A 21,602-nucleotide genomic window follows, 5' to 3' on the forward strand; every position below is an offset into this window, starting at 1 on the left:
GCGTCGGCCAGGAGCTCGTCCGGCTCCAGCCCGCCGATGTCGCGGCTGGCCGGCGAGACGAACAGGAACCGCCGTGAGCCGTCCGGCCCCACCACGAAGCGGTAGACCATGCCGGGGACGTTCGCCGCCATCAGCGGGGAGAGGTCCCGCAGGAGTACCGAGAACCGGCGCCCCACGACGGCCACACCGTCGCCGCGGAGGCGAGATGCCGGGCCAGGCGGGCGCGGTGCCCGTCCCGCGGCATCGTTCCACCCCGTGCCGACACCGGTGACGTCCTGGCAGCACACCGCCGGCAACGCCGAGGCGGGCGCTGTGCGTCAGCGCGGCGCAGCCGGCCCGGTGACGGCACCGCCGGCGCCTACAACCGGGGTCTCGACACCGCGGCCGGGCCGCCGGGGCTCATGACAACTGCTTGACCGCGGCCTCGGCCCGGTCGGCGGCGGCCACGTAGTGCAGCGACCGGGCCAGGGACAGCGCCTCCTCGGCCAGCGCCCGGTCACCGAGCGCCAGCGCCCGGACGCGGCGCAGGTCCGGCTCGGCCAGGCCGCTCTGGGCCGGCAGGCCGCGTTCCAGCGCCGCGGCGGCCACGGCGGCGGCGTCCTCGGTGTGTCCCAGTGCCAGGCAGGCGTCGGCGTGCATCGCCTCCAGACGCCCGAACCGGCGCATCGTATCGCCGAGGTGAGCACGGGCCTGCGTGATCCGGGCCAGGCCGTCGGCGGCGCCGGAGCGGACCTCCGCCCAGCCCAGCACGATGCCCGCCATACTCCGGTACTCCGGGTGCCCGCCCCGCTCGGCCAGCTCCAGCGTGGCTCGCGCCGCCTCGGCCGCCGCCGGCACGTCGAACCGGTCCGCCGCGACGACGGCCGCGTAGTTGGCGACGTACATGTCCAGGAACAGCTCGCCGGTCCGGGCGGCCCGCTGCCGGGCGACCCGCAGGTGCCGTTCGGCGGCGTCGCGGTCGCCGAGCATGCCGGCGACGATCGCGGCCGGGGCCAGCGCGCCGACGATCGGATCCCAGTTGTCGATCGGAAAGACCGGCACGTCACCGGTCGGCAGCGCGGCGAGGGCGGTCTCGAAGCACCGGTTGGCGCGCGGCAGGTCGAGCTTGCTCAGCGCGGCGGCGCCCTCGTGCACCTCGGCGACGACCGTGGCCCACGGGTCCGTGCTGCCGCCGACGGTCGCCGAGCGGGCCACCTCGACCGCCCGGGCCACGTCACCGGAGGCGGTACGGAACGAGGCGTACCCCCACAGCGCCGGCAACACGTCGAGCACCGGCCGACCGCGCAGGCGCAGCAGCAGCGACTCGATCGCCGTGTACTGCGCGACGGCGGCGGGGGCGAGGTACCCGTCGGTCGCCTGGCGCAGGTACGCCAGCCGGATCCGCACGTCGACCTCGGCGACGTCGCGCCGCTCGGTCGCCGGGGCGCGGTGCAGCACGCCGAGCGCCTCCTCCAGCATCGCGAAGGCCTGCTCGTGCGCGGTCCGGTCGTACGCCTCCCGCGCCGCGTCCACCATCGCCGGCACCACGTCGTACGGCGTCAGCACCGGCAGCGCCGCACGCAGGTGGGCGGCCAGCTCGGGCACGGTCCCCAGCCCGGTGTCCCGCAACGCCTGGGCGGCCCGCGCGTGCAGCCGGGCCCGCCGCAACGGCCCCTGGTCGAGGTACGCCGTCTGCCGGACCAGGTCGTGTGAGAAGCGCAGCAGCCCGGGGTCGTCGGTGGCGGTGAGCACGCCGCTGACCACGGCGGTGTCGAGCGTGTCGAACAGCGCCAGCTCGTCGATCTGCACGACCTCGCGCAGCACCGGGACCGACACGTCGCGCCCGAGCACCGAGGCGACCGCGACGACGGCGTTGACCTGGCCGGGCAGCTTGGCGAGCCGGCGCCGGACCACCTCCTGCACCCGCACCGGCACGTGCTCGGGCGACAGGGTGTGCTCGGCGACCAGCACCCGCAGCAGCTCCACGACAAAAAACGGGTTGCCGCCGGTCCGGTCGAGCAGCATCTCCACCGTCTCGGCCGGCACGTCCCCGCCGGTGACCACCCGGGCCAGCGTGGCGACCCCGGCGGCGTCGAGGCCCTGCAGCGGCATCCGTACCGCCGACGGATCGGCGACGAGCTCACCGAGGGCACCCGCGAGCGGCGCCTCCGGTGCCAGCTCGGCCTCCCGGTACCCGACGGCGAGCAGCACCCGGCTGCGCCGGAGCGCCTTGACGAACATGGTGAGCAGCACGGTCGACGGGGCGTCGAGCCAGTGCGCGTCGTCGACGACGAGCACCAGCGGCGCGTGCCCGGCGAGGCGGCACAGCCCGTCGACGATGCCCTGGTAGAGCCGCGACCGGGCGAGCTCCGGGTCGGCGAGGCGCTCGGCGGCGGGCAACGGCAGCGTTTCGATGAGCGTCGGATCCAGTACCGCGGGCAGGTTGCCGTACGGCGCGAAGGCGGCCGCGAGCGCGGACGCGGCGGCGGAGTCCGGTGCGCCGGCGATGCCGCGCAGGATCTGTGCCCAGGGCAGGAAGACCGGCGGGGCGTCGCCGTCCACGCCGGTGCCGGTGCCCACCGGGCCGGTCGCGCGGGAGGCGAGCTCGCGCAGCAGGGCCGACTTGCCGATGCCCGGGCTGCCGGAGACCAGCAGCAGCCGCCCCCGGCCGGCCGCCGTCTCGGTGAGCAGCCGGTCGATGGTGCGCAGTTCCTCGTCGCGGCCGACCAGTCCGTCGTCGTCCGCGTCGGATCCGCCGGCCTCCGGTGCCGCCGCGGCGGGCGCGGGCGCCTCGGCCGGCACCGGTGGCGCTGATACCACGACCGGTGCCGGCGACACCGGGGCGGCGCCCTGTGGAGCCGGCGCGGCCAGGTGCGGGGCCTGGCGCAGGATGTCCTGCTCCAGCTGCTGCAGCGCCGGCCCCGGCTCGATGCCCAGCTCGTCGATCAGCCCGGTGCGCGCCCGCGCGTAGGCCGCCAGCGCGTCCGCCTGCCGGCCGGCGCGGTAGAGGGCGAGCATCAGCTGGCCCCAGACGCGTTCCCGGTACGGCGCCTCGGCGAGCACGCTCTCGCTGAGGTAGACGACCTCGGCCGGCCGGCCCAGCTCCAGCAGCGCCTCCGAGTGCTCCTCCACCGCGGTCAGCCGCAGCTCCTGCAGGCGCGCCCGCTCGGCCCGGGCGAGCAGCGAGTCGCCGAGCTCCGGCAGCGGGTCGCCCCGCCACAGCTTCAGGGCACCGCTCAACACCCGCAGCGCCACGGCCGGGCCACCGCCCTGGCGGGCCTGCTCGATCGCGGCCGCGAACCGGGCGGCGTCGACGGCGTCGGGCGGGACGACCAGCTGGTATCCCGGTGCCCGGCTGACGAGCACCGTCGAGCGGTCACGGGCGGTGCGGCCCGGCTCCAGGGCACGGCGCAGTCGCGACACGTACGCCTGCAGGGAGGCGATCGCACGCTCCGGCGGCTCGTCGGCCCACAGCTCGTCGATCAGGCGCTGCACCGAGACGGTCCGGCCGGGCTGCATCGCCAGCATGGCGAGGACGGCACGCTGCTTCGGGGTGCCGGTGTCGACCGGCCCGTCGGGGTTCACCGCCTCGAGCGGGCCGAGGATCCGAAACTGCAGGATGCGAAACTCCCGGACTTCCACCTCGGCCGTGGAGGGGCTACAGGTCCACGGCGTATGAACCGTCTTCGTACGGCCCGAAGCCCGCTTGCCGCAGCAACTCCTCGCCGTGCGCCGGAGGCGCCGCCACGAGCCTACTTGCTGAAGTGGCCCGCAGGGCGTTCACCAGCGCGATCAACACCTGAACGGCGAGGTCGGAGCGTCCGGGCGGCGTGGCGACACCGACCAGTCGGACGATGGTCCCGTCCGGGCGCACGGCAGCCACCGCGGCCGCGGGATGCTCGTCGTCGTCGGCCGGGTCGATCAGCTCCCACCACTCGGTGCCGTCGGAGAGCAGCTTGTCGAGGGGTGCGGTGCTCAGCGCGCGACGGGTGACCGCCCGCCGTCCCGGCGGCACGCGCCGCACCAACCTCAACTCTGCCATGCATCCAGCACACAGGACGGTACTTGCAGACGGCTTGCCATTGAGGTAAGGCACACCGGATGTCGTCTGCCCGGCTGCTGCTCTTGAAGGCCCTCCGTCAACTCGACCGCGACGAACTGACGCGCGGCGAGGCGACGCTGCGTGAGGCCGCCGCCACGGCTGGTGCGGCGGCGGACGGCCGGCGGCCGATCCGGTTGAGCGCGGCGACCCTCGGTGTCGACGAGCGGGGCCGGGATCGGCGGTCATGTGGTTTCGGCGCGACCCGATCGCCAATATCCCATGAAGGCGACCGTGCGCCGATCCCAGCCCCGCTCGGCGACCAGGTGCCGGCGCAGGGTCTTGATGACGCCCGCCTCACCCGCCAGCCACGCGTAGACCCCGGTCGGCGTGTCCACCGGCGCCGGGACCTCCCAGAGGATTCCGGCGTCGACGTCGACGTCCTCCAGCCGCTCCGGAGCAGGACCCCGAGCAGCACCCGGCGCGGGCGCCAAGCGGTCGGCCGCCTCGGCCACGGCGGGTACGAGCAGCGAACCGTGCGCCGCACCGTCGCGGGCCAGCCACGTCACCTTCATCCCGGCGGGTGTGGCGAGCGGCAGGGCATCGTCGGTGTACGGCACCTCCAGCAACGCCTCGCCGCACGCCGAAGACGGCAACCCGGCCAGGATCGACGCGACGGCCGGCACCGCGGTCTCGTCGCCGGCCAGCAACAGCGGCGCTTCGGCGTGGTGGGGACGGAACTCGATTCCGCCCGTGTCGCCGGTGTACCGCGCGTTCGGGCCCAGCAGCCTGATGGTGTTCCCCACCGTGGCCCGGTTCGCCCAGCGCGCTGCCGGGCCGCCGTCGCCGTGCAGAACGAGGTCGACGTCGACCTCGCGCGCCTCCTGCCGGACGGCCCGCACCGTGTACGTCCGGAACGGCGGCTGATGTTCGGCCGGCAGTTCGCGCCAGCGTGCGTACCAGTCCGCCCCTTCCGGCAGATGGGCGAACCCGCCGGAGGCGGCCGGGAAGATGAGCTTGATGCGCTGGTCGCGCCCGTGGTCGGCGAACGCGTCCAGGTCGTCACCGGTGAAGGTGACCCGCAGGAACGACGGGCTCAGCCGGGTCAGCGTCCGCACGTCGGCCTGGAAGGTCCGGTAGGGCAGTTCCATGGTCAGACACCAATCGTCCGGACGCGGGAGCGCCACAGGAGCCAGATGAAATAGGGTGTACCGATCATCGCCACCACCAGCCCGGCGGGGATCTGCGCGGGGGCGATGACCGTGCGGCCGAGCGTGTCGGCCAGGCTCACCAGCAGCGCCCCGAGCAGGGCAGCCACCGGCAGCACCCGGGCGTGCCGGCCACCGGCCAGGGCTCGGGCCACGTGCGGTGCGACCAGGCCTACGAAGCCGATGATGCCGACGGCGGACACGGCGGCCGAGGTCAACAGTGCCGCGGCGGTGAGGGTGAACAGCCGCGTGCGTTCCAGCCGTACACCGAGCACGCGGGGTGTGTCGTCGTCGATGGCGAGCAGGTCCAGTTTCCGCGTCTGCCAGGCCAGCGCCGGGATGAACAGCAGCAGCACGATCAGCACTGGGGACACTTGTGCCGCGGTCCGCCCGTACGTGGAGCCGGACAGCCAGGTCAGTGCCTTGCCGGTGTTCCACGGGTCGGTGGCGATGATGATGAACGTGATGACCGCGGTGCCGGCCGTGAACACTCCGACACCGATCAGGATCAACCGGTCGGAGCTGAGGCCGCCGCGCCATGCCAGCCCGTACACGAGGGCGAACGTGAGCAGTGCCGCGGATCCGGCGGTGACCGACATGGCCAGCACACCGGCCATCGGGAAGATGGTGAGAACGGTGATCGCGCCGACCCCGGCACCGGCGGTCACCCCGAGGATGCCCGGTTCGGCGAGCGGGTTGCGGCAGACAGCCTGGACGGCGGTGCCGGCGACGGCGAGTGCGGCACCGGCGAGCAGCGCGGCGGCCACTCGCGGATAGCGCTGGTCGAGCACGTAGGTGACCGCGGGACCGGTCCGTCCGCCGAGCCAGTTGACGACGTCTCCAGTGAGCAACCAGGTGTCACCGGCGAGCATGCCGAGCACGGCCGCCCCCACGACCGACACCGCGCTGACGGCAAGTACCGACCGGAAGAACAGCGGGGACCGGACACGGGCGATCGCCGTCGTGCTGGCCGAGCGGGTGGAGGCGGGGTCGCGGTGCCGCCGCGCCAGCCACACCAGGACCGCCGCGCCGAACATCGAGGTGACCACCCCGGTGGGTACGTCGACGCCCGCCTGGCCGCCCATGAACGCCCGCAGCAGAATGTCGGACCCGATGACGACGACCACGCCGGCCAGCGCGGAGAACGGCACCAGCAGCCGGTGCCGGTGCAGACCGGGCACGATCCTCCCGGCGAGCCGGACGATCACCGGCGCGCACAGGCCGACGAAGCCGACCGGGCCGGCCACGGTGACGGCGGCGGTGGCGAGCAGGACCGCGAGGACGGTGCCGATCAGCCGGGTCCGCCGGACGTGCAGGCCCAGCACCGTCGCGGTGTCGTCACCGAGCGCCAGGATGTCGAGGCGGTGGCCGAGGATCAGGCATCCGGCCACGCCCAGCGCCACGACCGGGGCCATCTGGGCGACCGCCCGGAGGTCGCCCTGCACCAGCGTGCCGTTGCCCCAGGCGTAGAACCCGACGGTCTCGCGCTGGAACAGCAGCATGAGCAGCACGGTGAAGGCGTTGAGCGCGAACGTGGCGGCCGTTCCGGCGAGGATCAGCCGGGACGGGCCGGAAGCGCCACCGGTGGAGAGCATGAGCACAAACGCGGCGGCGGCCAGCCCGCCGAGGAACGCCAGCCCGCCGGAGAGCAGGACCGGCAGCGACAGGCCGAACACGGCGGCCGCGACCACCGCGAAGTGCGCGCCGGCGTTGACGGCGATCGTGTCCGGTGCGGCGAGCGGGTTGCGGGCCAGCGACTGCAGGGTCGCACCGGCCACGCCCAGCGCGATGCCGACGAGCAGCCCGGCGAGCAGGCGGGGCAGCCGGGAAGCGACCAGGATCCGCCAGGTCTCCTCGTCGGCCCGCAGCCCGAGCAGTTCGAACGCGCCGACGTCGCTGGTGCCCTGGGTCAGGTGGACGGCCGCCAGCACCACGACGGCGGCGATCGACCCGGCGGCCAGGGCACCGACGCGGACCGGGCGGACCGGCACCGGCGCGGGCGGGACCGGGCTGCCGGCCGGTGCCGCCCGCGGGTCGGCGACTATCTGGCTCAAGGGGCGTAGACCTTCACGAGTTCTTCGAGGTACTGCCGGCACGAGAGCGGCCCGCCGAACGTCCAGATCCCGTTCGGCATCTTGTGCAAGTTGTTCTGCTGCACGAACGGCAGTGCCTTCCAGATCGCGTTGGTGTTGAGCCCGTCGGCGAAGACGTCGGTGCCGTCGGAGGCGTTGTAGAAGAAGTGGAGGTCCTTGTCCTTCAACCCGTTCAGGCCTTCGACGTCCGTCTGGCCGAGACCCCACGCCTCGTCGGTCTTGCCGGTCCACGCGTTCTGCAGGCCGAGTGCGATGCCGACCTGGGAGACCAGCGCGCCCTGCCCGAACATCCGGATCGAGACGGTGCTGCCCTCCTTCCAGCCGTCGGCGATCGCGAACTGCTTGCCGGCCGCACCCGCGTCGGCGATCTTCTTCTTCCCGGCCGTGACGGCGGCGTCGAACGCCGCGAGGACCTCGTCGGCCTTGTCCCGCTTGCCGGTCGCGGTCGCGATGAGGGTGAAGTCCTCCTTCATCCGGTCCAGGTTGCGGCTGGCGTCGCTGCCCTTGGTGACCAGCACCGGCGCGAACTTCTCCAGCTGCGGCGCGAAGGTGGCCATGTCGGCGCCCATCACCACCAGGTCGGGCTGCAGCGCCGCGATCGAATCGAGGCTCGGCTCGCCGCGGGTGCCGACGTCCTTCGCGGTGCCGTCGAGCTTCGCCGCGGTGTTCCAGGTCTGGTACCCCTTGATGTCGGCGACGCCGATCGGCTGGACGCCGAGCGTCACGAGCATCTCGACCTCGCCCCACTCCAGGCCGACGACCTTGGTCGCGGGTGCCTTGAGCGTGACGGCCTTGCCGCGGCTGTCGGTGTACGTCACAGGTCCGGCGGACCCGGCGTCGTCGCCCTGTGCGGCCGGTTCCTCGGTGGTGCCGCAACCAGCCAGCAGGAGACCGGCGGTCACGGCGACGGCGACGGCGGTGCGGAGTCTGGTCATCCTTGCCCAATCATCTTCATCGCGGAGTCATCTGCATCGTGGAGCTGGAACCAGCGCCCCGGCCGCTGCTGTGCCGCCCGACCGGGCGTGTGGTGACAAGGCCGGTGCCGGGCTCGGTGGTCACCTCGACCGGGATGCCGTACGCGGCGGTGAGCCGCTCCGGGGTGAAGACGTCGGCCGGCTCGCCGGCCGCGAGCACCACGCCGCGGTGCAACAGGACCACCCGGTCGGCGACCGCGGCGGCCTGGTTGAGGTCGTGCAGCACGACACCGATGGCGACGCTGTGCTCGTCGGCCAGGTCGCGCACCAGATCCAGGATCTCCACCTGGTACCGCAGGTCGAGGAAGGTGGTGGGCTCGTCCAGCAGCAGGACACGGGTGTCCTGCGCCAGGGAGGTGGCCAGCCAGACGCGCTGGAGTTCACCGCCGGAGAGTTCGTCCACGGCCCGCTCGGCCATCGGTTCGACGCCCGTGACGGTCATGGCCCACGAGATCGCGCGCTGCCCGTCGGGGTCGTCGCGGCGCCACCCGCCACGGTACGGGTGGCGGCCGTACCCCACGACGTCCCGGACGGTGACCCCGCTCGGGGTGGGGCGGTGCTGGGAGAGCAGCGTGACGCGGCGCGCGAACTCCTTCGCGGACAGCGCGAACGCGGAGACGCCGTCGTCGAGCAGCACCTCACCGGAGACCGGCTTGTGCAGGCGGGCGAGGGCCCGCAGCAGGGTGGACTTGCCGCTGCCGTTCGGCCCGACCAGGGCGGTCACCGCGCCGGCGGAGAGGCCGATCGAGGCGTCGTGAACCACCGGCGTCCCGTGGTATCCCAGCGTCAGACGGTCACCACGGAGTCCGGCCGCGGAATCATCAGCACGCAGCACGGCATTAGGTTAGCCTAACCTCATTTCCTGTCAACCGTGGCCGGGCGGGCACAACAGTCGGTGAAATGCGGGTCAGGTGCGGTGGCCGGGACCGATCCGCTTGTAGTGGGCGGCGAGTTCGTCGGTGATCAGCAGGTCGCGGCGGATCTCGTTGTGGGGGTACGCGGTCCGGCCCACCATGTGCGCGGCCACCGGCGCCGTGGCGAGTTGGAAGGCGCCGACCAGGATGAGCGTGGTGATGTCCACGCCGGTGCGCAGTCGCAGCGCACACCCGAGCAGGACGAGCAGCAGACCGAGCACCTGCGGCTTGGCCGCCGCGTGCATGCGGGAGAACAGGTCCGGGAACCGTACCAGCGCCACACCGGCGGCGACGGTGAGCAGCGCACCGGCGATGAGGCAGACGGCGGCGGCGATGTCGAGGACGATGTCGAGCGTCACCGGGCATCGCTCCGAGCGGCGAACCGGGCGACGGCGACCGAGCCGACGAACCCGAGGACGGCGAGGACGACCAGGACCGGAAGTGCGGTGGCGTCCCGGCTGTGGGCCGCCTCGGTGGCGATGGCGGCGACAATGATGGCGAGCAGAACGTCGGTGGCGACGGCCCGGTCGAGGATGGACGGTCCGCGGATGATGCGGGTGAGCGTGAGCCCGCCGGCCACGGCGAGCAGCACGGTGACGATCATGGCGACGATGCTCATGTTGATGGTCCTTCCTGGTCGGCCGGCACGGGCGGGCCGGCGGCGGCGGGACTGTTCACGCGGCGGCGCTCCTCGGCCGAACCGACGGCGGCGACGATCCGGGCTTCGAGGTCCAGCACGTTGCGCCGGAACCGCTCCACCTCGTCGAGGCTGCGCACGCCGATGACGTGGACGTAGAGGGTGCCCGACGTCCGGTCGGCCTCGACGATGAGGCTGCCGGGCACCAGGGACAGCGCCTCGGCGGTCAGGGTGAGGTTGAGGTCGGTGTTGACCCGCAGCGGCACGGCGATGATCGCGCTTCGCGGCGTGTGCCCGAACCGCATCGCCAGCCACGCGATCTGGGCGGAGGCGACCACGAGATCCCGGAGGAAGCGCAGCGAGAACCGTGCCAACGGGACCGGCCGGATCTTTCCCGCGAAGGTCACCGGCGGCAGTGGGAACACCGCCAGCAACACGACGACGATCAGTATCCCGCCGATCAGGTCGGCCCAGGTGAAACTGCCCCACAGCAGCATCCAGATCGCCACGAGCACGGTCGCGGCGATGAGGTGGTTTCGTAGCCGCGCGCGGCGGGTCAGTGGCGGGTTCGTCGCAGCGGTGGGGCCGGCCGACGGCTTCGAGACACCGGTCATGGGGTACCGTCCGGAAACACGGCGTTGACGTATGGACTCCTGCGCAGCAGGTCGTCGGCGGCGTCGGTGCTGAGGTCGAACAGCGGGCCCGCCACCCCCGTCAGCGCCAGGCCGAGCGCCACCAGGGCGACGGTCGGCGCGATCATCAGCCGGGGCAGCATGGTGCCGATGTGCGTCTCGCCGGCGTTGGGCATGTCCTTGTGCGGGGCGCGCCAGAAGGCGAGGTTCCAGACACGGGCGATGGCGTAGAGGGTGAGCAGGCTGGTGAGCAGCCCGCCCGCGACGAGGGTCCAGGCCAGCGGGCCTCCGTCGGCGACACCCGCCTGCAGCAGGCCGAGCTTGCCGAGGAAGCCGGAGAACGGCGGGATGCCCGCAAGGTTGAGGGCCGGCACGAAGAACAGCACCGCCAGCAGCGGCGAGAGGCGGGCCAGCCCACCGAGACGATCCAGGGCGGTGCTGCCGCCCCGGCGTTCGACGAGCCCGACGGCGAGGAACAGCGTCGTCTGGATGGTGATGTGGTGCACCACGTAGAAGATCGCGGCGGAGAGGCCGAGCGAGGTGGTGAGGCCGACGCCGAACAGCATGTAGCCGATGTGGCTGATCAGCGTGAAGGACAACAGCCGTTTGACGTCCGACTGGGCGACGGCGCCGAGGATGCCCACCACCATGGTCAACGCCGCCGCCACCAGCAGCAGGTCGGCGACGCGACCGCCGGGGAACAGCAGCGTCTCGGTGCGGATGATCGCGTAGACGCCCACCTTGGTGAGCAGGCCGGCGAAGACCGCGGTGACGGGGGCCGGGGCGGTCGGGTAGCTGTCGGGCAGCCAGGCCGACAGCGGGAACACCGCGGCCTTGATGCCGAAGGCGAGCAGCAGCATGAGCTGCAACAGCAGCCGCAGGTCGTCGGGGAGCGCGTCGAGCCGGTGCGCCAGCTGGGCCAGGTTCAAAGTCCCGGTCGAGGCGTAGACCAGGCCGATCGCCACCAGGAAGATCAGCGACGACAGCAGGCTGACCACGACGTACGTGGTGCCGGCCCGGATCCGGGTCTCCGTGCTGCCCAGCGTCAGCAGCACGTAGCTGGCGACCAGCAGGATCTCGAAACCGACGTAGAGGTTGAACAGGTCGCCGGAAAGGAAGGCGTTGCACACACCGGCGGTCAGCACCAGGTAGGTCGGGTGATAGACCGACAGCGGGGTCTCCTCGTCCCCGTCGGCCATGCCCTGCCCGATGGAGTAGACCAGCACGCACAGGGTGACCGCGGCGGAGACGACGAGCATCAAAGCGGCGAGCTGGTCGGCGACCAGGACGATGCCCAGTGGCGCGGCCCAGCCGCCGACCTCGACGACCAGCGGCCCGTCGAGCGTGGAGCGGACCAGCAGCAGCGCCGCGACGGCGACGGTGGCGCCGAGGACGGTGAGGCTGACCCAGCGTTGGACGCGAGGCTGCCCGGCGAGCAACAGGGTCAGGGCCGCACCGAGCAGCGGCATCACCACCGGCAGGGGAACCAGCCAGGTCATCCGCGCCTCCCCGCGCCCACCGGGTGGTCGCCGGATCCGGCGACCACTTCGTCCTCGCCGGTTTCGTTGTCCGTGGTGCCCGAGCCTTCGTCGCGGCCGGCGAGTTCCATGATGCGGCGGTCCTCGACGTCGTCCTGCACCTCGTCGTGGCCGCTGAGATGCCAGCTGCGGTACGCCAGGGCGAGCAGGAACGCGGTCATGCCGAGGGTGATGACGATCGCGGTCAGGACCATCGCCTGGGGAAGCGGGTCGCTCATGTCCTTCTCGGCCGTGGTACCGACGATCGGCGGGCCGCCGGCCCGGCCGCCGGTGAGCAGGAGCAGGTTGGCGCCGTTGCCGAGCAGGACGACGCCGACCAGCACCCGGGTGAGGCTGCGCTGCAGCAGCAGGGTCGTGCCGGCGCCGAAGAGCACACCGACCACGAGGACGTACGTGAGGTTCGGGTTCACACGAGCTCCTTCGTCCGCGTCTCGGCATGGCCGGTTTCGTGCCGGTCGTTCTCCGGCTGGTCGGTCTCGTCCCGGTCGGTCTCCTGCTGGCGGTCCATCTCCGCGCCGAGGCTGCGCAGGATCTCCAGCACGAGGCCGACGACGATGAGGTAGACGCCGACGTCGAAGAAGACCGAGGTGACGAAGTGGACGTGGCCCAGGACCGGCACGTGGACGTCGAGCAGGGCGCTCTGGAGGAACTCACCGCCCAGCAGCATCGCGGCCACGCCGGTGCCAACGGCGACGAACAGCCCGGCGCCCAGCACCGCGCCGGCGTCGACCGGCGCGGCGCCGTTGAGTTCCGTGCGCCCGCCGGCCAGATACCGCACGGCCAGCGCGAGCCCGGCGACCAGACCGGCGGAGAAGCCGCCGCCCGGGGCGTTGTGCCCCGAGAAGAGCAGGTAGATCGAGAAGAGCACGATGGCGTGGAACAGCAGCCGGGTGACGACCTGGAGGATGACGGACTGCCGGCGGGAGGTGGCGCCGGTGGTGAGCCAGCGCGGCCAGACCGTGTCGCTGCGGCCGACGCCAGGGATCCCGCTGCGCAGGCCGAGAGCCCGGGAGCGGCGGAAGATGAGGCTGGCCACGCCCGTGGCGGCCACGACCAGCACCGCGATCTCGCCCATGGTGTCCCAGGCCCGGATGTCGACCAGCGTCACGTTCACCACGTTCCGCCCACCGCCGTAGGAGACGGCCTCGCTCGGGAAGCCGTCCGAGATCGGGGTGGCCAGCCGCGCCCCCGCCGCGACGTACGCCATGGCGGCGGTCACCACGCCCACGGCGACGCCGATGGAGACGCGGACGAGCCGACTGACGCGGATCGGCCGTTCGGAGAACCGCGCCGGCAGGCGGCGCAGCACCAGCACGAACATGACGATGGTGACGGTCTCGACCAGGAACTGCGTCAGCGCCAGGTCGGGGGCACCGTGCAGGACGAACAGCAACGCGGTGCCGTAGCCGGTGACTCCGACCAGGATCATCGCGGTGAGCCGGCGCTGGGCCCGCGCGGCCGCCAGCGCCGAGACGACCACGGCGGCGGCGACGACGGCCTCCAGGGGCGACTCCCACAGCGTGTACCGCTGCGGCCACGGCATGCCGGCCAGCAGCGCGCCACCTGGCAGGACGACCAGCATGACCAGGATGACGCCCAGGTAGAACGGGAGCGAACCGCGTTGGGTGGCGCCGGTCAGCTCCACCGCCAGCCGGTCGGTCGCGCCGATGAGCCGGTTGTAGACGGCAGCACCGTCGAAGGGAAGCCGAACCGGGCGCAGCCGGCCGTGGTGCAGCAGCCAGAACAGGCCGGTGCCCGCGGCCACCGCCAGCGCCGACAGGCCGAGCGCCGGGGTGAACCCGTGCCACACAGCGAGGTGATAACCGGCGTCGCCGCCCCCGTACAGGTCGGCGTAGGGGGCGAGCACGCGGTCGACGGCGGGCGCGAACGCACCGACCGCGAGGCCCGCGGCGGCGAGCACCATGGCCGGTGCGAGGAAGGCCCGGTGCGGCGCCCGGGCCGCGGTAGCGGGCACACCGGGCTTCGCGGCGAACGCCCCCCAGACGAACCGCAGGGTGTACGCCACGGTCAAGACCGAGCCGAGCAGTACACCGGCGAGCACCACCCGGTCGACGGTGTCGCCGCGCAGGAACGCCTCGACGGCGGCCTCCTTGGCGACGAAGCCGGCCACGGGCGGCAGACCGGCCATCGAGGCCGCCGCGAGCCCGGCCACCACGGCGAGGGCGGGCGCTCGCCGCCCCAGACCGCTCAGCTCGCGCAGGTCCCGCGTGCCACTGACGTGGTCGACGATGCCGACCACGAGAAACAGGGTCGATTTGAACAGGGCGTGCGCCAGCAGCATCACCACACCGGCCAGCGCGGTGTCACGGGTACCGGCGCCCAGGAGCACCATCAGCAGACCGAGCTGGCTGACCGTGCCGTAGGCGAGCAGCAGCTTCAGGTCGAACTGCCGCAGAGCGGCCCAGCCGCCGAGGAACATGGTGACCAGTCCGCCGATGAGCAACACCGGCCGCCAGGGCGCGGCGCCGGCAACGGCCGGGCCCAGCAAAGCGACGAGGAACACACCGGCCTTGACCATCGCGGCGGCGTGCAGATATGCGCTGACCGGGGTGGGGGCGGCCATCGCGCCGGGCAGCCAGAAGCTGAACGGGAAGATCGCCGACTTGCTCAGCGCGCCGAGCAGGATCAGCACCAGGGCCACCGCGAGGTAGCCGCCACCGGGCAGGTCGGTGGCGATCTCCGACCAGCGGTAGGTGCCGGCGTGCTGCCCGAGCATGATGAACCCGGCGAGCATGGCCAGGCCGCCGAGGGTGGTCACCAGCAGCGCCTGCATCGCCGCCTGCCGGCTGGCCCGCCGGGTCGGGTCGGTGCCGATCAGCAGGTAGGAGAAGACCGATGTCAGCTCCCAGAACACGTACAGCAACAGCAGATCGTCGGAGACCACCAGGCCGAGCATCGCGCCGGCGAAGGCGACGAACACGGCCGCGAAGCGGCCCAGCCCCGGATCGTCGGAGCGGAAGTAGCGAGCACTGTAGGCGAGCACCAGCGCACCGACCCCGCCGACGAGCAGCACCATCAACCAGGCGAGGGTGCCCATCCGCAGGGCGAACTCCAGGCCGAGCTGCGGGATCCAGGTGATCGTCTCGACGACCGGCTCGCCGGAGCGGACCACACCGGTCCGGGTCAGCGCCCAGACCGACGTCGCGGCGGGTGCCAGCGCCACGAGGTACAGGGCGCGGCGCCCCCAGATACGTGTCAGCGCTGGGGCGATCACGGCTGCGAGTACGTGGATCGCCACCAGTACCAGCACAAACCCTCCTCAGTGTCCGGGATCTACCGGCAGCAATAATCCTGCACCACGATCAAGTTCGCGGCGGCGGTACCGATGATCTGCACCAGATGCGTGTGACCGGCGTCACCCAAGCGGCCTGCACACCACGACACCACACGTCCGGCACTTGGGCAGGCAGCAGCAACTGCAGCACCACGGCAACGACGGCTGCGGCAGATCGTGCCTAGAGTATTGCCGTTGCCGCTGGCCGCCCGCATCGGGGCCAGCACCCATTTCCTTCGACCGGCCCCTCAGCCGGTCGTCGGGCTCCAACGACGCGGGGGCACACACCGTTGTGGAGACCGTGTGCAGGCCGGCCTCCACACGGTTTCCACAGCGCTGTTGTTCCCTGTGGTCCATGCATCCTGATGTCGTGGTGGTCGGCTGCGGTCCGGTCGGCGCGCTCACCGCCAACCTGCTCGGCGCCCGTGGCGTGCGGACCCTGGTCGTCGAGCGCAGCACCGCGCCGCACCAGCAGCCACGCGCCTTCTCCTGCGACGACGAGGCGCTGCGGGTCTACCAGCAGGCCGGCCTGCGCGACGAGGTCGCCCGGGACATGTACGCGCCGCCGACCGTAGAATACGTGGACGGCGCCGGCCGGCCATTCGCCACCATCGCCCTCGACGAGATCGACTTCGGGCTGGGCAGCGAACCGCTACACTTCTTCGACCAGCCGCGGCTGGAGGCGACGCTGCGCGCCGGGTTCGACCGGTATCCACATGTCGACCTGCGCCTCGGCGTCGAGCTGACCGAGCTGGCCCAGGACGGCGACGGGGTCACCGTCGGGCTGCACGACACGCGCACCGGCGAGCGCTCCACGATCCGGGCGCGGTATGTCCTGGGCTGTGACGGCGCGCGCAGCACGGCCCGGACCGCCGCCGGGATCCGGCTCAGCGGGACGTCGTACGAGGAGCCGTGGCTGGCTGTCTCCGGCGACGTCGCGCCCGGCGGGGTCCGCCAGCCCACGACCCGGTTCGTCTGCGACTGGCGCCGCCCGGCGTTCGTGTCGCCCGGTGCGTTCGGCACCCACCGGCTGGAGTTCATGCTCCGCGACGGCGAGACGGCGGCGGAGATGACCCGCCGGGAGACCGTCGACGCGCTGGTCGCCCCGTATGTCGACCCGGCCCGGTTCACGGTCACCCGCGCGATCGTCTACACCTTCCACCAGCTCGTCGCCGAGCGGTGGCGGGACGGCCGGGTGTTCCTGCTCGGCGACGCGGCGCACCAGATGCCGCCGTTCCTCGGCCAGGGGCTCTGCAGCGGGCTGCGCGACGCGGCGAACCTCACCTGGAAGCTCGCGCTCGTGCTCGACGGCGGGGCCGACGACACGATCCTCGACAGCTACGAGGCGGAACGCCGCCCGCACACCGAGGAGATGGCGGTCACCAGCGTCCGGCTCGGCCGGGTCTTCCTCGTCCGCAACCGGTCCGCGGCGGCCCTGCGCGACGCCGCGCTCCGGGCCGTGCAGACCGTCCCGCGGATCCGCCGGTTCGTGCGGCACTTCGAGTTCAAGCCGGCACCCGCGGTGCGCCGCGGCCTGCTGGCCGGCGGCATCGGCAAGGGTCCGGTCGGCGTGATGTTCCCGCAGCCGTCCGTCATGGTCGCCGGCCGGGCCGCGCCGTGCCCGCTCGACGACGTGCTCGGCACCGGGTTCGCGGTCGTCGGCCCGGCCGTCGGCGAGGCCACGGAGGCGGAGTGGGCCGGTCCACCGGCGACGTTCCTGCGTGTCCTGCCCGCGGGTGCCGTGCCCGGCCCCGGTGACGTGGTCGACGTCGACGGCACCCTCGGGGCCTGGTTCGACCGGTACCGGGCCGGCCTGGCCGTCCTGCGGCCCGACCGGTTCGTCTACGGCACGAGCCTGGCGGCCGGGCCGCCTGCCTGGGTCAGATCGCCACGGCGTGCGACACCAGCCGGGCCCCCTTCACCGGCACCGTCGTGAGCACCACGCGGTGCTGGCCGGCCTTCTCCCCCGTGCTGCCCGCCGCGCCGGCCTCGACCGCGGTCGGCGACGGGCGGCCTCCGCCCTGAGGTCGCCGCCGACGTACGCTCGCCGGACCGCCACCGGACGAGGAGCGAATCGCCGGCTCATGACGGATCCGCGGGTCGCGGCCGGCAGCCGGCGACCCGCTGCAGGAGCAGGCGGGCGCCCTGCGCCCCGGCGATCTCGGCAGCCGCGCGCAGGTCGGCGTCGTCACCCGTGGCGAGGCCCCGGACGCGGCGCAACTCGGCCGTCAGCACCCGCTCGCCCGTCTCGGCGGCGAGGGCGAGCCCTTCGTCCGCCAGCGCGGCGGCGGTGTGCGGGTCACCGGCCACGAGATGCGCGTCGGCCATCGCGGCGACGGAGATCGTCCGGGTGGCACGGAGCCCGTGCCGGTAGAGGCCGTCGGCCGCGGCCCGCATCGGGGCGAGCCGGCCGCGGTCGCCGCCGCGCGCCGCGGCCCAGTCCGCGAGGAAGTCGCCGGTGCTGACGAAGTGCGGCATGTGCTGCCGCGCGCCGATCTCACGGCACCGGCGGGCCGCGGCACGGCCGGCGTCGACGTCGTGCGCCTGGAGGGCGGTCCAGGCGGCGAAGAGGACGGCGTTGCCCCGGCCGTACGGATCGTCGCAGTGCTCGGCGAGAGCCCCCGCCGCCTCGAGGTCGGCCTGCGCCGCCGCCGCGTCACCGCGCAGCGACCGGACGAGGGCGCGGAAGTTGTACGGTGCGAGCGTCGGCGTCCGGCCGACCTGCCGCCGCAGCACGGCGGGCGCGACCCCGGCGAGCCGGTCGGCGGCGACGCTCAACTGCCGCTCCGCTTCGTCGAGCCGGCCGGTGAAGTAGGCGGCCGCGCCCAGCAGATACGGTCCGGCGGCGGCCACCAGCCCGTCGGCGTGCGGCGCCGCGCGGACCAGCCGGCCCGCCAGGTGCTCGCCGATCGGGTACTCGGCGCGGTTGCAGGCCACCTCGCCGAGTGTCCACAGTGCGGTGTGGAGGTCCGCGTCGGCCCCGGCGAGCGGCAGCAGCGCGCGGGCCCGGGCGGCGACCCGGGCGACGGCGTCGCTGCCGACGCCGACGGTGATCTGGAGCAGTGAGGTCTGGTGGAGCCGGACGTCGAGCTCGGCCGCCGCCGTGCCGGGTGAGGTTCCGGCCTCCGGCGACAGGTGGGCGGCGGCCCGGTCGAGGTGGGCGAGCGCGTCCTCGTAGGCGAGCCGCCGGGTCGCGTCCTCGGCGGCGCGCCGGGTCCAGCGCAGGAAGTCGGCGCCGTGGCCGAGCCCGATCGACTGTCCGTAGTGGTGGGCCAGCTCGCCCGGGGTGAGCCCGCTCCGGTCCGGCAACGCGGCGGCGGCGCCGGCGAGGCGGGCGTGCAGCACGGCGCGCCGCGGCGCGGCCAGCTCCGCGTAGGCGACCTCGGCGAACAGCGGGTGGCGGAACCGGACCGCGCCCGGACCGGCCTCGGCGACGAGGTGCGCGGCTGCCGGCGCGGCGAGCAGTTCGGCGAGATCACCGGCGCCGGCGGCCCCGTCGCCTGTCGCCGTGGCGAGCAGGCGGAGGTCGAGCTCCCGGCCGGCCACGGCGAGCAGGTCGAGGCAGTACCGGACGGCGGGCCCGGGTGCGAGGAGCCGCTGCCGGACCGCGTCGCGCACGCCGGGCGGCGGGTCGCCCTCGGCCGCCGGGTCGGGCGTGGCGAGCAGTTCGGTGAGGAAGAACGGGTTGCCGCCGGTGCGCTCCGCCAGCCGCCGCGCCAGGCCGGTGGCCGCCGGGGCGCCGGTGCGGCGGCGGACCAGGTCGGCGACCGAGGTGGCGTCGAGGCCGGTGAGGTGCAGCCGCGCGGAGCCGGGGACCCGCGCCAGATCGGCGAGCGCGGCGACGACGGCGGGATCGTGTTCGTACGGCCGCAGCGTCCCGATCACGAGGGTGCGGCTGCGCTGCAGGCCGGTGGCCAGGAAGCGGAGCAGCAGGAGGGAGTCCACGTCCGCGGCGTGCAGGTCGTCCAGGACCACGACCAGGCCGGCCGGTGCCGCGGCGCCGCGCACGAGGTCGGCGAGGGCCTCGTAGGTGCGGAACCGCGCGACCGGGTCGAGCACGCCCTCGGCGCCGCCCGGTGGTCCGGGTATGAGCCCGGCCGGGCCGCCGTCGGCACCGCCCGGCGTTGCCGCCGTGAAGCCGGCCAGCGCCGCCGGGGAGTCGTGACCGGCCGCGCCGGGCAGCGCGAGCAGGCCCCGCACGACCTGTGTCCAGAGCCAGAACGGCGGCGCCTGCCCGAGGTCGGGACACCGGCCCCAGACGACCGGGGTCCCGTCGGCGGCGGCCCGGTCGGCGGCGGCAGCGGCGAGACTGGTCTTGCCGATGCCGGCCTCGCCGGTGACCGCGACCACCCGCCCGCCGTCCCGCCCGGCCGCCGCGAGCAGCTCCCCCAGCCGGGCCAGCTCGGCGTCGCGGCCGACGAGCGCCGGACGGCGGCTCACCGGGGCGACCGGGCCGACCGGCGCCACCGTGTGGCCGAGAACGCGCCGGTGCAGGTCGCGCAGCGGCGCGCCGGGCTCGACGCCGAACTCGTCCGCCAGGTGCCGGCGGACGACGTCGTACGCGGTCAGCGCCGCCGCCTGCTGCCCGGAGCGGTAGAGGGCCAGCATGAGCTGCTCGCAGGCGGCCTCCCGCGCCGGGTGGTCGAGGACGAACCGGCGCAGCTGCGGCAGCACCGCCCGGTGCCGGCCGGCGGCGACGGCCGCCGTGAACCGGCCCTCCTCGGCGGCGAGGCGCGCCTCGGTCAGGCGGGCGACGTCGGCCCGGGCGGCGGCCAGGTCACCGACCGCCGGGGCGCCGCGCCACAGGGCCAGCGCCTCGGTGTAGTCGCGCTCGGCCGCGACCGGGTCGCCCGCCGCGAGGGCCTGCCCGGCCGCCTCGGTCAGGTCGGCGAACCGCTCGGCGTCTACGGCGCCGGGCGGCACACGCAGCTCGTAGCCGCCGTTGTGCCCGACCAGGACCCGGCCCTCGGCGCGTGGCCCGCGGCCGGGCTCCAGCGCGCGGCGCAGGCCGGCGACGTAGGTGCGCAGCGTGACGTGGGCGCTCGCCGGCGGTGTGCCGTCCCACAGCGCGTCGACGAGCCAGTCGGCGGCGACGAACCGGTTGGGGCGCAGCAGCAGCAACGCCAGCAGCGCCTGCGGCTTCGGCCCGCCGACCGGGACGGCGTCGCCGTCGCGCAGCACCAGCAACGGCCCGAGGATCCCGAACCGGAGAGCGGTCTGCGCAGCAATACGGCCAGCGTACTGCCGCCGGGCCGGCGGGGGCGTTACGGTGACGTCATCGCGACTCTGGACGATGGCCGGATCAGACGTAACGGCCGGGCCGCCCGTCGCGACGCCGGCACCGGCGCTCACGGCGGACGACCCGGCCGTTACCACGGCCGGAGCACGGTCAGCGCGTGTAACCCGCGCGGAGTTCCTCGATCAGGGTCGGCCGGGTCGGCGTCCAGCCCAGGGCCTTGGCCTTCGCGGCCGCGGTCTGCTGGTCGAGCAGCAGCGCGTCGGCGAAGAGCGCGCCGAGCCGCTCACGCGAGGCGTCGGTGGTCTCGGGTGCCACACCCGCGTCACCGGCGGCGGCCTCGGCCAGCTCGCGGACCGTCGGGTTCACGCCCGAGGCGGCGACCACGTAGCCCAGGCGCTCACGGCGCTCGACCACGGTGACGTACAGCGCGGCGACGTCCTCGACGTGGACCGTGACCCAGTGCTGGCTGCCGTCGCCGACGAGCCGGACCCGGCCGGCCTCGTCCCGCTGCGCGGCCAGGACGCCGCCGGGAATGCCGCCGCCGTGGCCGTAGACGACGCCGGGTGCCACGATCGTCGCGACCAGGTCGGCCTCGAGCACCGACCGCTCCACCTCACCGCGCCAGGCGGTCAGGGCCGGCGGCGCGAACGGCGAGTCCTCGGTGATGTCGGCGTTGTCGCCGTAGACCCAGATGCCGCTCGTGTGCACGTACGGCTTGCCGGTGCCGGCCAACGCCTGCCCCGCCGCGCGCACGACCGAGCGGTCGAACTCCGCGCTCCTGGCGTCGCCGGTGGCGGCGGTGTGCACCACCCCGTCGGCGGCCCCGAACCGCTCGGCCACCCACGCGGTGTCGAACAGGTCCCCGACGGCCGCCTCGGCGCCGGCCTTGCGGACCTTCGCGGCGGCGTCGTCGCTGCGCACCAGTGCGGTGACGGTGTGTCCTGCGGCGACGAGCTGCTCGAGCAACGCGGAACCGATGTACCCGGTCCCGCCGGTCAGTACGATCTTCATGGGTGCAGGCTAGGGCCGCACGGACCGGTCGCGCGCCGTGACG

Annotated in this window: 15 protein-coding genes; 1 reads left to right on the forward strand and 14 read right to left on the reverse strand. The window is 73.9% G+C overall.

Translation table 11 applies throughout. The annotated features are described in order from the left end of the window. Positions 1 to 399: 399 nt before the first annotated feature. The 12 genes from Dfulv_RS29280 to Dfulv_RS29335 all read right to left on the reverse strand — a co-directional run bounded on the left by Dfulv_RS29280 (position 400) and on the right by Dfulv_RS29335 (position 15,285). Positions 400 to 3,621 carry a BTAD domain-containing putative transcriptional regulator gene (locus Dfulv_RS29280; protein WP_259856873.1) on the reverse strand — a complete coding sequence of 1,074 codons (3,222 nt, stop codon included), beginning with the start codon at positions 3,619 to 3,621 and terminating at the stop codon, positions 400 to 402. 16 nt (positions 3,622 to 3,637) lie between these two features. Next, positions 3,638 to 4,021, reverse strand: coding sequence for a hypothetical protein (locus Dfulv_RS29285; RefSeq protein WP_259856874.1), 384 nt, complete (start codon positions 4,019 to 4,021; stop codon positions 3,638 to 3,640). A gap of 242 nt (positions 4,022 to 4,263) precedes the next feature. Beyond that, complete coding sequence (locus tag Dfulv_RS29290) at positions 4,264 to 5,169, reverse strand: siderophore-interacting protein (protein ID WP_259856876.1); 906 nt, start codon at positions 5,167 to 5,169, stop codon at positions 4,264 to 4,266. 2 nt (positions 5,170 to 5,171) lie between these two features. Continuing rightward, positions 5,172 to 7,280, reverse strand: a complete 2,109-nt coding sequence (locus Dfulv_RS29295; RefSeq protein ID WP_259856878.1) for an iron ABC transporter permease — start codon at positions 7,278 to 7,280, stop codon at positions 5,172 to 5,174. Then, on the reverse strand, positions 7,277 to 8,254 hold the full coding sequence (locus Dfulv_RS29300; protein WP_259856880.1) for an ABC transporter substrate-binding protein: 978 nt from the start codon (positions 8,252 to 8,254) through the stop codon (positions 7,277 to 7,279). Before Dfulv_RS29300 ends, Dfulv_RS29295 begins: the two co-directional genes overlap by 4 nt. Positions 8,255 to 8,270: 16 nt before the next feature. Then, positions 8,271 to 9,125, reverse strand: coding sequence for an ABC transporter ATP-binding protein (locus Dfulv_RS29305; protein WP_259868356.1), 855 nt, complete (start codon positions 9,123 to 9,125; stop codon positions 8,271 to 8,273). A gap of 75 nt (positions 9,126 to 9,200) precedes the next feature. After that, positions 9,201 to 9,566 carry a monovalent cation/H(+) antiporter subunit G gene (mnhG, locus tag Dfulv_RS29310; RefSeq protein ID WP_259856882.1) on the reverse strand — a complete coding sequence of 122 codons (366 nt, stop codon included), beginning with the start codon at positions 9,564 to 9,566 and terminating at the stop codon, positions 9,201 to 9,203. Next, the gene (locus tag Dfulv_RS29315) at positions 9,563 to 9,826 is read right to left on the reverse strand and encodes a monovalent cation/H+ antiporter complex subunit F (RefSeq protein ID WP_259856883.1); all 264 of its coding nucleotides are present in this window, start codon (positions 9,824 to 9,826) and stop codon (positions 9,563 to 9,565) included. Before Dfulv_RS29315 ends, mnhG begins: the two co-directional genes overlap by 4 nt. Beyond that, positions 9,823 to 10,458 carry a Na+/H+ antiporter subunit E gene (locus Dfulv_RS29320; protein WP_259856885.1) on the reverse strand — a complete coding sequence of 212 codons (636 nt, stop codon included), beginning with the start codon at positions 10,456 to 10,458 and terminating at the stop codon, positions 9,823 to 9,825. The genes Dfulv_RS29315 and Dfulv_RS29320 overlap by 4 nt, the downstream gene beginning before the upstream one ends. Then, positions 10,455 to 11,975: a Na+/H+ antiporter subunit D gene (locus Dfulv_RS29325; RefSeq protein ID WP_259856887.1), complete on the reverse strand. Its 1,521-nt coding sequence runs from the start codon at positions 11,973 to 11,975 to the stop codon at positions 10,455 to 10,457. Before Dfulv_RS29325 ends, Dfulv_RS29320 begins: the two co-directional genes overlap by 4 nt. Further along, a complete protein-coding gene (locus Dfulv_RS29330; protein ID WP_259856889.1) occupies positions 11,972 to 12,424 on the reverse strand; it encodes a Na(+)/H(+) antiporter subunit C in 453 nt (150 codons plus the stop codon). The genes Dfulv_RS29325 and Dfulv_RS29330 overlap by 4 nt, the downstream gene beginning before the upstream one ends. Further along, complete coding sequence (locus tag Dfulv_RS29335; protein WP_259856891.1) at positions 12,421 to 15,285, reverse strand: Na+/H+ antiporter subunit A; 2,865 nt, start codon at positions 15,283 to 15,285, stop codon at positions 12,421 to 12,423. The genes Dfulv_RS29330 and Dfulv_RS29335 overlap by 4 nt, the downstream gene beginning before the upstream one ends. Positions 15,286 to 15,664: 379 nt before the next feature. Here Dfulv_RS29335 and Dfulv_RS29340 point away from each other — a divergent pair, with 379 nt between their 5' ends. Further along, positions 15,665 to 17,245 (forward strand): bifunctional 3-(3-hydroxy-phenyl)propionate/3-hydroxycinnamic acid hydroxylase, encoded by a 1,581-nt coding sequence (locus Dfulv_RS29340; protein WP_259856892.1) that lies wholly within the window; start codon positions 15,665 to 15,667, stop codon positions 17,243 to 17,245. Positions 17,246 to 17,391: 146 nt separating this feature from the next. Here Dfulv_RS29340 and Dfulv_RS29345 read toward each other — a convergent pair whose 3' ends face one another. Then, on the reverse strand, positions 17,392 to 20,490 hold the full coding sequence (locus Dfulv_RS29345; RefSeq protein WP_259868368.1) for a BTAD domain-containing putative transcriptional regulator: 3,099 nt from the start codon (positions 20,488 to 20,490) through the stop codon (positions 17,392 to 17,394). Positions 20,491 to 20,698: 208 nt separating this feature from the next. Then, positions 20,699 to 21,559 carry an NAD-dependent epimerase/dehydratase family protein gene (locus Dfulv_RS29350; RefSeq protein ID WP_259856893.1) on the reverse strand — a complete coding sequence of 287 codons (861 nt, stop codon included), beginning with the start codon at positions 21,557 to 21,559 and terminating at the stop codon, positions 20,699 to 20,701. Between the last annotated feature and the right edge of the window lie 43 nt (positions 21,560 to 21,602).

The sequence above is a fragment of the Dactylosporangium fulvum genome (genome assembly GCF_025137375.1).
GTDB lineage: Bacteria > Actinomycetota > Actinomycetes > Mycobacteriales > Micromonosporaceae > Dactylosporangium > Dactylosporangium fulvum.